This is a genomic window from Streptomyces sp. NBC_00344 (assembly GCF_036088315.1).
Taxonomy (GTDB): Bacteria; Actinomycetota; Actinomycetes; order Streptomycetales; family Streptomycetaceae; genus Streptomyces.
In genome coordinates, this window is record NZ_CP107996.1 from 1615072 (window position 1) to 1630000 (window position 14929).

Here is a 14929-nt window from a genome sequence, read left to right on the forward strand (position 1 = left end):
TGATCGGCCCCGTAATCGATCACTCCCCGCTCATCCATTGCTCCATGACAGTGAGCAGGTGATCAGGATCGACCGGCTTGGTCACATAATCGGAAGCGCCGGACTCGATGGCCTTCTCCCTGTCGCCCTTCATCGCCTTGGCGGTCAGAGCGATGATCGGCAGCCCCGCGAACTGCGGCATCCGCCGGATCGCCGTCGTCGTCGCGTAACCGTCCATCTCCGGCATCATGATGTCCATCAGGACCAGCGTCAGATCATCGTGCTGTTCGAGGACTTCGATACCCTCACGGCCGTTCTCCGCATACAGCACCGAGAGACCGTGCTGCTCGAGAACGCTGGTGAGCGCGAAGACGTTGCGGATGTCGTCATCGACGATGAGCACCTTCTCCCCGTTGAACTGGAAGACCCGGCGCGGCTCGGGGGCAGCCTCCTGCTCGTCCCCGGCCCACGGCTCCTGAGCCGTCGTCGACGCCTCCTGGGTGGCAGGTGTGCCGGGGAGCGCCGTCTGCCGGCCCGCGGAACCCAGCGCCTTGCGCCGGCGCCGGAAGAGACCCGCGGGGCCGCCCTGGCCGTCCGTGGCAGCCATCCCGCCGTTCCTGCCGGACTCGGCGGCGTCACCACGGCCGTTCTCGCCCGGAGCTCGCTCCGGACCACCGCCATTGAGCTGCGGGTACCCCTGGGGCGGAAGTTCACTGGGGTGCAGCGGCAGATAGAGCGTGAACGTCGAGCCGCGCCCCGGCTCGCTCGCCGCGTGGATCTCACCACCGAGCAGCCGCGCGATCTCCCGGCTGATGGAAAGGCCGAGGCCGGTACCGCCGTACTTGCGGCTGGTCGTGCCGTCCGCCTGCTTGAACGCCTCGAAGATCACCCGCATCTTCGTCGACGCGATCCCGATGCCGGTGTCGGTGACCGAGAAGGCGATCAGATCGGCGTCGGGGTCCCGCAGTGAGCCCGCTTCGAGCAACTGGGCACGGATGGCGGTGGGCACATTGGCGTTGGCCGGCCTGATCACCAGCTCCACCGCCCCGGTGTCGGTGAACTTCACCGCGTTGGACAGCAGATTACGCAGCACCTGCAGCAGCCGCTGTTCGTCGGTGTGCAGGGTGGCGGGCAGTTCGGGCGACACCCTGACCGAGAAGTCCAGGCCCTTCTCCGCGGTGAGCGGCCGGAAGGTGGCCTCGACGTAGTCGACGAGCTGGACCAGCGCGATCCTGGTCGGACTGACGTCCATCTTGCCCGCCTCGACCTTCGACAGGTCGAGGATGTCGTTGATCAGCTGGAGCAGATCCGAACCGGCCCCATGAATCGTCTCGGCGAACTCCACCTGCTTCGGGGAGAGGTTCCCCTCGGCGTTGTCGGCGAGCAACTTTGCCAGGATCAAAAGGGAGTTGAGCGGGGTGCGCAACTCGTGCGACATGTTCGCCAGGAATTCCGACTTGTACCGCATCGAGACGGCGAGCTGTTCGGCACGCTCCTCGAGCACCTGCCTGGCCTCTTCGATCTCGGTGTTCTTCACCTCGATGTCGCGGTTCTGCTGCGCCAGCAGCTCGGCCTTCTCCTCGAGTTCGGCATTGGAGGCCTGCAGCGCCTTCTGCCGGTTCTCCAGTTCGGCGGACCGCTCACGGAGCTGCTCGGTGAGTTCCTGCGACTGCTTCAGCAGCACCTCGGTCTTGGTGTTGACACTGATGGTGTTGACGCTGGTCGCGATCATTTCCGCGATCTGGTTCAGGAAGTCCTTCTGGATATGGGTGAAGGGCTGGAAGGACGCCAGCTCGATCACACCGAGCACCTGTCCTTCGAACAGCACCGGCAGCACGATGACGTGCGCCGGCGGCGCCTCGCCGAGACCGGAGGAGATCTTCAGATAGCCCGGCGGCACGTTCTCCACCAGGATCGTGCGTTTTTCCTCTGCCGCCGTCCCGATGAGCGTCTCACCGGGCCTGAAGGTCGTCGCCATGGTGCCGGCGGAGTATCCGTAACTTCCGCTCATCCGCAACTCGTACGAGCTCTCGCCACCGGCGACGACCTCGGCGGAGCTGCCGTTGCCGCTCGCCATCGCCAGGAAGAACGCACCGTGCTGCGCCGAGACGACGGGGGTGAGCTCGCTCATGATCAGCGACGCCACGTCCGCAAGATCCCGGCGGCCCTGCATCAGGCCGGAGATACGGGCCAGATTGCCCTTCAGCCAGTCCTGTTCCTTGTTGGCGACCGTGGTGTCACGCAGGTTGGCGATCATCGTGTTGATGTTGTCCTGGAGCGCCTGGATCTCGCCCGCGGCATCCACGTCGATCTTCAGGTTGAGGTCACCGCGGGTCACCGCGGTGGCGACCGCAGCGATGGCCCGCACCTGACGGGTCAGGTTCCCGGCCATCTCGTTCACCGACTCGGTGAGGTCGCGCCAGGTGCCGTCCACATCGCGCACCCGCGCCTGGCCGCCCAGCTGCCCTTCGGTGCCCACCTCACGGGCGACCCGGGTCACCTGGTCGGCGAAGCTCGACAACTGGTCGACCATGGTGTTGATGGTGGTCTTCAACTCGAGGATCTCGCCCTGGGCGTCGATATCGATCTTCTTCGTCAGATCACCCTTGGCGATGGCCGTGGTGACGGTGGCGATCTGACGCACCTGTCCGGTCAGGTTGGACGCCATCGAGTTCACCGACTCGGTGAGGTCCTTCCATGTACCCGACACTCCGGGCACGCGCGCCTGGCCGCCGAGCGAACCCTCGGTGCCCACCTCACGGGCCACCCTGGTCACCTCGTCGGCGAACGACGACAGAGTCGTCACCATGGTGTTGACGGTGTCGGCGAGCTGGGCGACCTCGCCCCGCGCTTCCACCGTGACCTTCTTGGTCAGGTCTCCGTTCGCGACCGCGGTGGCGACCTGCGCGATGTTGCGGACCTGGCTCGTCAGGTTGTTGGCCATCAGGTTGACGTTGTCGCTGAGGTCCTCCCAGATGCCGGTGACCCCGCGCACCCGGGCCTGGCCGCCGAGGATGCCCTCGGTGCCCACCTCGCGGGCGACGCGGGTCACCTGCTCCGCGAACGACGACAGCTGATCGACCATCGTGTTGACCGTGGTGACCAGTTCGAGGATCTCGCCCTTGGCGTCGACGGTGATCTTCTTCGACAGATCGCCCTTGGCCACCGCGGTGGTGACCTCGGCGATGTTCCGCACCTGGGACGTCAGGTTGTTGGCCATGAAGTTGACGGACTGGGTGAGGTCCTTCCACGTACCGGACACACCCTGCACCTCGGCCTGGCCGCCGAGGATCCCCTCGGTGCCCACCTCACGGGCGACCCGGGTCACCTGCTCCGCGAACGACGACAGCTGATCGACCATCGTGTTCAGGGTGTTCTTGAGCTCCAGGATCTCGCCCCGGGCATCCACATCGATCTTCTGCGACAGATCACCACGGGCAACCGCGGTCGCCACCTGGGCGATATTGCGGACCTGGGCGGTGAGGTTGCCGGCCATGCCGTTCACCGAGTCGGTCAGATCACGCCATACTCCGGCCACTCCGGGGACCTGCGCCTGGCCGCCCAGACGGCCGTCGGTACCCACCTCACGGGCCACCCTGGTCACCTGATCGGCGAAGGCGGAGAGCTGGTCGACCATCGTGTTGATGGTGTTCTTGAGCTCCAGGATCTCGCCCCGGGCATCCACATCGATCTTCTGCGACAGATCACCACGGGCAACCGCGGTGGTCACCTGGGCGATCTGGCGGACCTGCGAGGTCAGGTTCCCCGCCATGAAGTTGACGGAGTCGGTGAGTTCCTTCCAGGTGCCGCTGACGCCGTCCACCCGGGCCTGGCCACCGAGACGGCCCTCCGTGCCCACGTCACGCGCCATCCGGGTCACCTGATCGGCGAAGGACGACAACTGCGCCACCATCGTGTTGACGGTGTTCTTCAGCTCCAGCATCTCGCCGGCCACATCGACGGTGACCTTCTGCGACAGATCACCGTTGGCGACCGCCGTGGTCACCTGGGCGATGTCCCTCACCTGACCGGTGAGGTTGCGGAAGGCCGTGTTCACCGAGTCGGTCAGGTCCTTCCAGGTACCGGCGGCCCCGGGCACCTCGGCCTGGCCGCCCAGGCGGCCCTCGACGCCGACCTCGCGGGCGACCCGGGTGACCTCGGAACCGAAGGACTGCAGCTGGTCCACCATCGTGTTGACGGTGTTCTTCAGCTCCAGCATCTCGCCGGCCACATCGACGGTGACCTTCTGGGTCATGTCGCCGTTGGCCACCGCCGTGGTGACCTGGGCGATGTCCCTCACCTGAGTGGTGAGGTTGCGGAAGACGGTGTTGACCGAGTCGGTCAGGTCCTTCCAGGTGCCGGCGGCGCCGGGCACCTGTGCCTGGCCGCCGAGCAGCCCCTCCGCGCCGACCTCGCTCGCCACCCGGGTCACTTCGTCCGCGAACGTACGGAGTGTCTCGGTCATCTGGTTGATCGTCTCGGCGAGCTGGGCGACCTCGCCCCGGGCGCTCACCGTGACCTTCTGCGAGAGATCGCCGTTGGCGACTGCCGTGGTGACCTCCGCGATACCGCGCACCTGGGATGTCAGGTTGCCGGCCATCGTGTTCACCGAATCGGTCAGGTCCTTCCACACCCCGGCCACACCGGGCACCACCGCCTGGCCGCCGAGTTCGCCCTCCGTACCCACCTCGCGGGCCACCCGGGTCACCTCGGACGAGAACGAGGACAGCTGGTCCACCATCGTGTTTACGGTGTTCTTCAGCTGCAGCATCTCACCGGCGACATGCACGGTGACCTTGCGTGACAGGTCGCCCTTGGCAACTGCTGTCGTCACCAGGGCGATGTCACGCACCTGAGCGGTGAGCCGGTAGGCCATGGTGTTGACCGAGTCCGTGAGGTCCTTCCACGAACCGGACATACCGCGCACCTGGGCCTGCCCGCCGAGCTTGCCCTCGGTACCGACCTCGAGCGCCACTCTGGTGACCTCGTCGGTGAACGCCGATAGCTGGTCGACCAGGTTGTTGACGGTGCGCGCGACCTTCAGGAACTCGCCGCGCAGCGGCCGCTCCACGCCGTCCATCGCCTGGGAGCGCAGGTCCATCCGCTGCTCCAGGTCACCATCGGCCACCGCCGACAGCACTCTTCCGACCTCGGAGACCGGCCGCGCCAGATCGTCGACCAGCTCGTTCGACGCATCGATCGCCGCGGCCCAGGAACCCTCCAGGGCCCCGGTCTCCAGCCTTTCGGTGAGCTTTCCCTCGCGGCCGACCATCCTGCGCACCCGGGCGATCTCGCCGGTGAGGTGGAGGTTCCGGTCGGCGACCTCGTTGAAAACGGCCGCGATCTCGGCCATCGGGCCCTCGCCCGAGACCGTCAGACGCCGGCGGAAATTCCCGTCGCGCATCGCGGCCAGAGCGGTCAGGAGTCTGCCCAGGGCGGCGGTATCCACCTCAGTTGTCCCATTGTGTCGCTTTTTAGGGGACTGTCCGCTTTTTGCACGCGTGTTCTTGCCACGCGTCGCCGTGCCAGACTCCACCGTGTCCCTCCCGCAGGGGTTGGCCGTACTGCCCGGGCTGTCTTGAGAAGCTTGCCCAGTGTTTCACCATGGCAGAACCAGGCCATAACAGTTCGGCAGCTTTGCATACCGTCCCCGCCCTCTCAGGGCGGAAACCCTGTGACCGGCATCCGCACGGACTGCGAAGGTAAGTAACCTGGCATCCGGCTGTCCAACCGTCCCGGTCCGCCCGGCGGGGGCGGAGGCACCAGTACTACCACCGGGCACCGAGGGGCGGGGCACATGGCAGAGCCGGGCGTCGAGACGCGTACGAGGAGTTCTGTGATCACCGCGCGGGCGGCTGCCAGCTTCGAACCGGTCGGGCGGTCGGTAGCGACCGCCCGAGCTTTTGTCCGCGACACACTCCAGGGCTGGGGCTACTCCGACGTCGTCGACGACGCTGTCGTCCTCACCAGTGAGCTTGTCACCAACGCCGTGGTCCACGCGGGCACCACCGCGGATGTGCTGTGCCTGCGCACCGACGAGGGCATTCGCGTCGAGGTCGCCGACCACTATCCGGAGCGTGAAGTCCCGCTCCAGACCACCGGGCAGTCGTTCGGCAGCCCCGACAGCGAGGGCGGCCGCGGGCTGCTGCTCTGCGCTGCCCTCGCCTCCCGCTGGGGGGTGGACTACACCCCCACCCAGAAGCAGGTCTGGTTCCAGCTCGACCTGCCGCAGCGCCCGGTGGGTGCCCGCTCGGCGGGTCCGCTGCTCCCCGTGCCGCTGCTGCCTGTCGCCGACAGCCATGTGCGGGTGGCCGTGATCCAGATCGACCGTACGGGGGCGGTGTCCGCCTGGAACGAGGACGCCGAGGAGCTGTTCGGCTATCCGGCCAAGCATGTCGTCGGCAAGCAGCTGACCGATTTCGCGGCCTGGCCGCACACCCCCGGCACCGGCACCGGGATCGCCGAGGCGCTCCAGTTGTCCAGGTGGGAGGGCAGCTACGGCATCAGCGGCGCGGACGGCCGGGTCGTCCCCGTGTACGCGTCGCATTTGCGGGTACGCGATGCCGAGGGCGAGCCTTCGACGGTCTGCCTGCTGGTCCGCGAACAGGAACGCGCGGTCCTGCAGACCCCGCAGCGGGCTCCTCAGAATGCTGCCAACTCCTTCACCGACAACCACACCACCGACCCCTTCGAAGTCTTCATCGGCTCTCCTGCACCGGACGACCTCGACAGCCTGCTCCAGCGCACCGTGGAGCGTGCTCGGGACATGCTCGACGCGGACGCGGGCTTTCTGCTGCTCGCGACCGACGACGAGACCGAACTCGAGGTACGGGCCACCACCGGCCTCCCATCGGCCCGCCAGCGTTTCGCCCGGGTACCCGTCGAAACCGGTGCGGGACGCTACGGGTCAGCGCGGATGCCCGCCGTTCATGAGGATCTGGCCGCCGTCCCCGGCGCGGTTCCGCTGTTGAACGGCACCGGGATGCGGTCGGTCGTCACCGTCCCGCTCAAGGTCGAGGGCCGCCTCACCGGTTCACTCGGCGTCTCCGCGGAGGCTCCAGGCCGGTACTCCAACGAAGAGGCGCTGCGCCTGCAGTTCGCTGCCGACCGCATCGCACTCGCCGTGGAGTCCGCCCGTCTCGGTGAATTGGAGAAGCTCCGCCGGGGCTCCCTCTCCTTCCTGGTGGAAGCGTCCGACCTGCTGGCCGGCACGCTCGACCGTGACCAGACACTGGCGCTGATGGCGCAGATGACCGTGCCGACACTGGCCGCCTGGTGCGCCGTCTACACGATCGCCGACCAGTCGTCGGAGCCCTACCTCTCGTATGTGCTGCACGAGGACGAGGAACGGATCGACGGCCTCAAGGCGCTGCTGTCCAAGATCAACCCGCCCGAGCCCGTTCCCACCCCCGGCGCCCGGATCTGGGCCGCTCCCGGGGAGGCCGCCCATCAGGCTGCGCTGACCTCGTCGATGCGCAGTCTCGGTCTGGGCTCCACCCCCGCTCTCGGCTCCGGGATCGGCACGACGCTGGCCACCGCCGCGGCCGTGGGCGGCGAGACTGTCGTCCTGCCGCTCGTCGCCCGTAACCGTGTCATCGGCATGCTCACTCTCGGGAAGCCGTCCGACGACCACTTCCGCCAGGAGATCCTGGAACTCGCCGAGGACCTCTCCCGGCGTGCTGCGCTCGCCCTCGACAACGCCCGCCTCTACTCGGAGCGCACGGCGATCAGCCAGGCCCTGCAGCGCAGCCTGCTCCCGCCCGGCCTGCCCGAGGTGCCCAACGTGGAGGTCGAGGTCATCTACCGGGCGGCCGGCGAGGGAAACGAGGTCGGCGGCGACTTCTACGATCTCTTCCCGATCCGCGACGGTGCCTACGGCTTCGCGATCGGCGATGTCTGCGGCACCGGCCCGGAGGCAGCGGCAGTCACCGGCCTGGCCCGGCACGCGCTCCGTCTTCTCGCCCGTGAGGGCTTCGGAGGGCCGGCGGTCCTGGAACGTCTGAATGCGGCCATTCTCGACGAGGGCTCCCGCAGCCGTTTTCTGACCCTGCTGTACGGCGAGCTGTGGCCGCAGGAGGACGGCAGCGCCGTGCTCAAGATGGTCTGCGCCGGCCACCCGCTTCCCCTGAGGCTGCGTCAGGACGGCTCGGTGGAGTCCGCGGCCGAACCGCAACCGCTGCTCGGTGTCATGGAGGATCTGGAGCTGTACGAGCAGACCATCACCCTCGACCCGGGCGATGTGCTGCTCTGCGTCACCGACGGAGTGACCGAACGCCGGGAAGGCACCCGGATGCTCGGGGACGACGGTCTGGCGGATGTCCTCAGCACGTGTACGGGCCTGACCGCCGGCGCGGTAGCGGGACGCATCCTGCGGGCGGTGGAGCGCTTCGCCGCGGAGCCGGCGTCGGACGACATGGCGATCCTTGCCATGCGCGTCCCCGAGCCGCACGCCAACTAGTGCCGTGGCAGGCGTTGTTCACCTGGGCGTGAATGGCTGCCCGCTCCGGCACCGGCGGCTCTGTCAGGCGATCCAGTGCGGTCGCCTGGCAGGGGACGGGACGGGGAGGCCGTCGGCGAGCGCGGTCGCCAGTCGGCGGACGGCCTCGCGCAGCGTGTCCGGGGGCTCCGTGTAAGGGATGCGCAGACGCTGTTCGAGCAGGCCGGGGTCGGTGGCGAAGTAACCGCCGCCCTCGATCCGTACCCCGTAGTCGAGTGCTCGCTCGGCCAGCGCCGAGGCGACGGGCTCGCCCAGATCGGCCCAGAGCGACAGCCCACCGGGCGGCAGTTGCCAGGTCCACTGCGGGATGTGCTCCGTCAGGGCGGCGGCCAGGGCGGTGCGTTGTTCGCGAAGCTGTTCCAGCCGGGGTGGCAGGAGTTCTCCGACCCTGCCCAGGAGGGTGAGAGCCAGGAGCTGGTCCAGGACCGAACCGCCCATGTCAGTGGCGACCCGCTGGGCGGCGAGTTCGGTGACCAATTGCGCGGGGGCGCGCAACCAGCCCATTCGCAGGCCGCCCCAGTGGGTCTTGCTCATCGAGCCGGTGGTGATGGTCTGGCCGGCCCCGCCGGGCGTGGCATGGGAGGCGAAGGTCTCGGGGGCGGGGACGTCGAGAGCGAGCTCGGCCAGGGTCTCGTCGATGACCAGCCAGGTGCCGGAGCGCTGAGCGGCGCGCAGGATGCGGGCCCGCTCCTCACGGGGCATCAGGCATCCGGTCGGGTTGTGGAAGTCGGGGATCAGATAAGCGAGTTGAGGCACCGTCTGACGCAGAGTCGATTCGATGATCTCGACGTCCCAGCCGGTCTCCGTCACCGGGACCGACACGGTGCGAAGGCGGGCACGGCGCATGGCCTCCAGAGCGTTCGGGTAGGACGGGTTCTCCACCATGACCCGGTCGCCGGGGCTGCACAGCAGCCCCATGACCAGTGTGAGCGCGTGCTGAGCGCCCGAGGTAACCAGGATCTGTTCGGGCACGGTGGCCAGGCCGCGCCGGGTGAAGCGTTCGGCGATGACGGCGCGCAGTTCCGGAAGCCCGTACGGGTGGTACCCGGAGGTGTGCGCATGTCCGGCCAGCTGGGGGGTGATCTGGGCGAGGGCGTCCGCGAGGGTGCTGTGCGGCAGCCCTGGGGCTGCCCTGGCCAGGTCGATCGCGGCGTCCTGGAGTCCGAGGAGCCGGGTGACGCCGTTCGGGGTGCGGCCTTCCGGCAGGGTCGTCCAGGTACCGGAGCCCTGACGGCTGTGCGCGTAACCGCTCTCCCGCAGCAGGTCGTACACGGCGGTGACGGTGGCCCTGCTGGTCTTCAGCGCGGCGGCCAGCTCCCGCTCGGCGGGAAGCCTGACGTGCAGGGCGATCCTCCCGTCCAGGATCAGCGCGCTGATCGCCCGCGCGAGGTGCCGGTAGGCGGGCTTCATCTCCGCCGGATCCGGCAACAGAGCGGCGAGCTGCCTGCTCCCCAGCGTTCGTCCGGCGCGGCTCGCGCGGTCCACGGACTGGAACTGATCCGGGTCTGCCATACCACTCTCCGAGAATTGGCCATGCCATCTGGGCCAATCACACTACAGAATCACCGCCAGTGACATTCCGACACCTGACCAGAGGGGAGACAGCCGGTATGGCGCAGGAGATAACCGACCGCTGGGAGCGCGACCGCCAACGCCGGTACGAGGAACGCGCCGCTACGCCGCGGACGTCCCGCACGCGTACGCCCAAGGCTCCGCCGCCCCTCAGCCGCGTCTCCTTCGGAGAGCGTCCGCTGAGACGTCTCCCCCAGCTGTTCACCGGCCTGGCCCTGTACGGATTCAGCCTTGCGCTCATGGTCCGGGCTTCGCTCGGCGTCAACCCATGGAGCGTGCTCTACGAGGGTCTCGAGCGCCATACGTCGCTCAGCTTCGGCACGATCAGCGGCGTCGTCGGCGTTCTTGTACTGCTGCTGTGGATTCCGCTGAAACAACGACCGGCGTTCGGCACCTTCGCCAACATCATCGTCCTTGCGTACACATCAGACCTCGGTCTTCTGCTCGTCCCCCGGCATCTCGGCATCCCGGCCCGGGGCGGTCTGTTGGCCGGGGGTGTGCTGCTCAACGGCTTGTCCGTCGCGGTCTACGTCGGAGCACGCTTCGGCCCCGGCCCCCGGGACGGTCTGATGACCGGTGCGGCCGGTGCGACCGGGCGGTCCATGAGGAGCATCCGCACGCTGATGGAGATCACCGTGCTCATCGTGGGCCGGCTGCTCGGCGGGAATGTGGGGGCCGGCACCGTGCTGTACGCACTGGCGGTTGGACCCGTCACTCAGTTCTTCCTGCCCTGGTTCGCCTACCGGAGCACCGCGGATTCCCGTACGGGCGGCACGGAGACATGAGAAAGGGCCCTCGCCGATCGGCGAGGGCCCTTCTGTTCTCCGGAGCCCCAATACGGAATCGAACCGTAGACCTTCTCCTTACCATGGAGACGCTCTACCGACTGAGCTATTGGGGCGCAGCAACAAGATAGATCATACCTGAAGCTGGGGGTACTCAAAGCCATCGTGGACGGCCTGGGCAGACCGCTGACACTGCGCGCTAGAAGGCGGGTTGGAGCAGACCGCCCAGCGCGTTGCACGAGGACACCATGCGCTGGAGTTCCCGGCGGCTCATCGAGGCATGGACCGGGAGCGCGAGGGTCTCGTCGGCGGCCCGCTCGGTCTCCGGAAGCCGAAGGCCACTGCGGAAGGCCGGCTTCCGGTGCACGGGGATCTGCACCGGCACCTCACAGCCCACCCCTCTGCCTCGCAACGCCCGTGCGAAGGCGTCACGGTCGGGACGGCCATTGCCCGGAACCCGTACGACATACCGCTGGTAGCTGTGCCCCTCGCATGGATCGGGTGTGCGCACCCCCGTCAGACGCCCCGTCAGAAAGGCGGCGTGGCGGCGTCGCTGCTCGACTTCGCCGGCCTCGATGGCGGTGGCCCCCGGCCCGACGAGCAACAGCCCGTGTATGGAGGCCAACTGGTCCAGGCGCGCCTGCTCGGGCGGGCAGCCGAAGGCGGGAAGTGCTACGACGGCGGCAGTACGTGAGGTGAGTGCGGCAGCGACGGCACCCGGGTCAAGGCAGTAGCTCGACGGATCTATGTCGGCGAACACGGGCCGTGCCCCGACGAGCACCACCCCCTCGGCCGCTTCGGTGTCCGCGTATGCGGACACGATGACCTCATCGCCGGCTCCCACGCCGGCGGACTTCAGAAACCTCGCGGTGTTCATGGCTCCATGCTCATCGGCCCATGTGAACGAGAGGTGACCGGACATAAAAAAACGCCAGCCCCTGAACCGAAGTTCAGGGGCTGGCGATGAAAAATTGTTCGGCGGCGTCCTACTCTCCCACAGGGTCCCCCCTGCAGTACCATCGGCGCTGAAAGGCTTAGCTTCCGGGTTCGGAATGTAACCGGGCGTTTCCCTAACGCAATGACCACCGAAACACTATGAAATTAACGAAACCGGATATGGACACGGCTGTTCGTTATTTCAGAACTAACACAGTGGACGCGAGCAACTGAGGACAAGCCCTCGGCCTATTAGTACCAGTCAGCTCCACCCGTTACCGGGCTTCCACATCTGGCCTATCAACCCAGTCGTCTACTGGGAGCCTTAACCTCTCAAGGAGGTGGGAATACTCATCTCGAAGCAGGCTTCCCGCTTAGATGCTTTCAGCGGTTATCCTTTCCGAACGTAGCCAACCAGCCATGCCCTTGGCAGGACAACTGGCACACCAGAGGTTCGTCCGTCCCGGTCCTCTCGTACTAGGGACAGCCCTTCTCAATATTCCTACGCGCACAGAGGATAGGGACCGAACTGTCTCACGACGTTCTAAACCCAGCTCGCGTACCGCTTTAATGGGCGAACAGCCCAACCCTTGGGACCGACTCCAGCCCCAGGATGCGACGAGCCGACATCGAGGTGCCAAACCATCCCGTCGATATGGACTCTTGGGGAAGATCAGCCTGTTATCCCCGGGGTACCTTTTATCCGTTGAGCGACGGCGCTTCCACAAGCCACCGCCGGATCACTAGTCCCGACTTTCGTCCCTGCTCGACCCGTCGGTCTCACAGTCAAGCTCCCTTGTGCACTTACACTCAACACCTGATTGCCAACCAGGCTGAGGGAACCTTTGGGCGCCTCCGTTACTCTTTAGGAGGCAACCGCCCCAGTTAAACTACCCATCAGACACTGTCCCTGATCCGGATCACGGACCGAGGTTAGACATCCAGCACGACCAGAGTGGTATTTCAACGGCGACTCCACAACCACTGGCGTGGCCGCTTCAAAGTCTCCCACCTATCCTACACAAGCCGAACCGAACACCAATATCAAACTGTAGTAAAGGTCCCGGGGTCTTTCCGTCCTTCTGCGCGAAACGAGCATCTTTACTCGTAGTGCAATTTCACCGGGCCTATGGTTGAGACAGTCGAGAAGTCGTTACGCCATTCGTGCAGGTCGGAACTTACCCGACAAGGAATTTCGCTACCTTAGGATGGTTATAGTTACCACCGCCGTTTACTGGCGCTTAAGTTCTCAGCTTCGCACGCCCGAAAGCGCACTAACCGGTCCCCTTAACGTTCCAGCACCGGGCAGGCGTCAGTCCGTATACATCGCCTTACGGCTTCGCACGGACCTGTGTTTTTAGTAAACAGTCGCTTCTCGCTGGTCTCTGCGGCCACCCCCAGCTCATGGAGTAAATCCAATCACCAGTGATGGCCCCCCTTCTCCCGAAGTTACGGGGGCATTTTGCCGAGTTCCTTAACCATAGTTCACCCGAACGCCTCGGTATTCTCTACCTGACCACCTGAGTCGGTTTAGGGTACGGGCCGCCATGAAACTCGCTAGAGGCTTTTCTCGACAGCATAGGATCATCCACTTCACCACAATCGGCTCGGCATCAGGTCTCAGCCTTAATGTGTGACGGATTTGCCTATCACACGGCCTACACCCTTACCCCGGGACAACCACCGCCCGGGCTGGACTACCTTCCTGCGTCACCCCATCGCTTACCTACTACCACCTTGGTTCAGCGGCTCCACCACTCCCCTCAACTCCGAAGAGATCAGGGCGGCTTCACGGCCTTAGCATTAATGGGCTCAGTATTGGGCGTTTCAAAGCGGGTACCGGAATATCAACCGGTTGTCCATCGACTACGCCTGTCGGCCTCGCCTTAGGTCCCGACTTACCCTGGGCAGATCAGCTTGACCCAGGAACCCTTAGTCAATCGGCGCACACGTTTCTCACGTGTGTATCGCTACTCATGCCTGCATTCTCACTCGTGAACCGTCCACCACTGCCTTCCGGCGCGGCTTCACCCGGCACACGACGCTCCCCTACCCATCCATACAGGCGTTGGCCCTATGTGTATGAATGACACGACTTCGGCGGTACGCTTGAGCCCCGCTACATTGTCGGCGCGGAATCACTTGACCAGTGAGCTATTACGCACTCTTTCAAGGGTGGCTGCTTCTAAGCCAACCTCCTGGTTGTCTCTGCGACTCCACATCCTTTCCCACTTAGCGTACGCTTAGGGGCCTTAGTCGATGCTCTGGGCTGTTTCCCTCTCGACCATGGAGCTTATCCCCCACAGTCTCACTGCCGTGCTCTCACTTACCGGCATTCGGAGTTTGGCTAAGGTCAGTAACCCGGTAGGGCCCATCGCCTATCCAGTGCTCTACCTCCGGCAAGAAACACACGACGCTGCACCTAAATGCATTTCGGGGAGAACCAGCTATCACGGAGTTTGATTGGCCTTTCACCCCTAACCACAGGTCATCCCCCAGGTTTTCAACCCTGGTGGGTTCGGTCCTCCACGACCTCTTACAGCCGCTTCAACCTGCCCATGGCTAGATCACTCCGCTTCGGGTCTAGAGCGTGCAACTCAAACGCCCTATTAGGACTCGCTTTCGCTACGGCTTCCCCACACGGGTTAACCTCGCTACACACCGCTAACTCGCAGGCTCATTCTTCAAAAGGCACGCAGTCACGACTGACAGCACAAGTGCTGCCAGCGACGCTCCCACGGCTTGTAGGCACACGGTTTCAGGTACTATTTCACTCCGCTCCCGCGGTACTTTTCACCATTCCCTCACGGTACTATCCGCTATCGGTCACCAGGGAATATTTAGGCTTAGCGGGTGGTCCCGCCAGATTCACACGGGATTTCTCGGGCCCCGTGCTACTTGGGAGTCACACAAGCAAGCCGTTGATGTTTCAGCTACGGGGGTCTTACCCTCTACGCCGGACCTTTCGCATGTCCTTCGCCTACACCAACGGTTTCTGACTTGCCCAACAGCCGGCAGACTGTTGAAGTGCAATCCCACAACCCCGCATGCGCAACCCCTGCCGGGTATCACACACATACGGTTTGGCCTCATCCGGTTTCGCTCGCCACTACTCCCGGAATCACGGTTGTTTTCTCTTCCTGAGGGTACTGAGATGTTT

The 14929-nt window shown here is 65.5% G+C and carries 5 protein-coding genes, 1 tRNA gene and 2 rRNA genes (1 of these 8 cut by a window edge); 2 read left to right on the top strand and 6 right to left on the bottom strand.

Going from position 1 to position 14929, the window contains the following annotated elements; genetic code table 11:
- Positions 1 to 19: 19 nt before the first annotated feature.
- Positions 20 to 5515 carry a HAMP domain-containing protein gene (locus OHS16_RS07155; protein ID WP_328536336.1) on the bottom strand — a complete coding sequence of 1832 codons (5496 nt, stop codon included), beginning with the start codon at positions 5513 to 5515 and terminating at the stop codon, positions 20 to 22.
- A 261-nt stretch (positions 5516 to 5776) separates the two neighbouring features.
- Here OHS16_RS07155 and OHS16_RS07160 point away from each other — a divergent pair, with 261 nt between their 5' ends.
- Positions 5777 to 8437 (top strand): SpoIIE family protein phosphatase, encoded by a 2661-nt coding sequence (locus tag OHS16_RS07160; RefSeq protein ID WP_328536337.1) that lies wholly within the window; start codon positions 5777 to 5779, stop codon positions 8435 to 8437.
- Positions 8438 to 8500: 63 nt separating this feature from the next.
- On the opposite strand, the gene yczR is transcribed toward OHS16_RS07160, so the two are convergent.
- Positions 8501 to 9988, bottom strand: a complete 1488-nt coding sequence (gene yczR / locus OHS16_RS07165) for a MocR-like transcription factor YczR (protein ID WP_328536338.1) — start codon at positions 9986 to 9988, stop codon at positions 8501 to 8503.
- Between the two features lie 98 nt (positions 9989 to 10086).
- On the opposite strand from yczR, the gene yczE reads away from it, so the two are divergent.
- Positions 10087 to 10833: a membrane protein YczE gene (gene yczE / locus OHS16_RS07170; RefSeq protein WP_328536339.1), complete on the top strand. Its 747-nt coding sequence runs from the start codon at positions 10087 to 10089 to the stop codon at positions 10831 to 10833.
- Between the two features lie 43 nt (positions 10834 to 10876).
- Here yczE and OHS16_RS07175 read toward each other — a convergent pair.
- The 4 genes from OHS16_RS07175 to OHS16_RS07190 form a co-directional block, all read right to left on the bottom strand.
- Positions 10877 to 10949, bottom strand: a tRNA-Thr gene (locus tag OHS16_RS07175).
- Positions 10950 to 11032: 83 nt separating this feature from the next.
- Positions 11033 to 11710, bottom strand: coding sequence for a DegT/DnrJ/EryC1/StrS family aminotransferase (locus OHS16_RS07180; RefSeq protein WP_328536340.1), 678 nt, complete (start codon positions 11708 to 11710; stop codon positions 11033 to 11035).
- A gap of 96 nt (positions 11711 to 11806) precedes the next feature.
- A 5S ribosomal RNA gene (gene rrf / locus OHS16_RS07185) occupies positions 11807 to 11923 on the bottom strand.
- A gap of 78 nt (positions 11924 to 12001) precedes the next feature.
- A 23S ribosomal RNA gene (locus OHS16_RS07190) occupies positions 12002 to 14929 on the bottom strand (it continues 197 nt past the right edge of the window).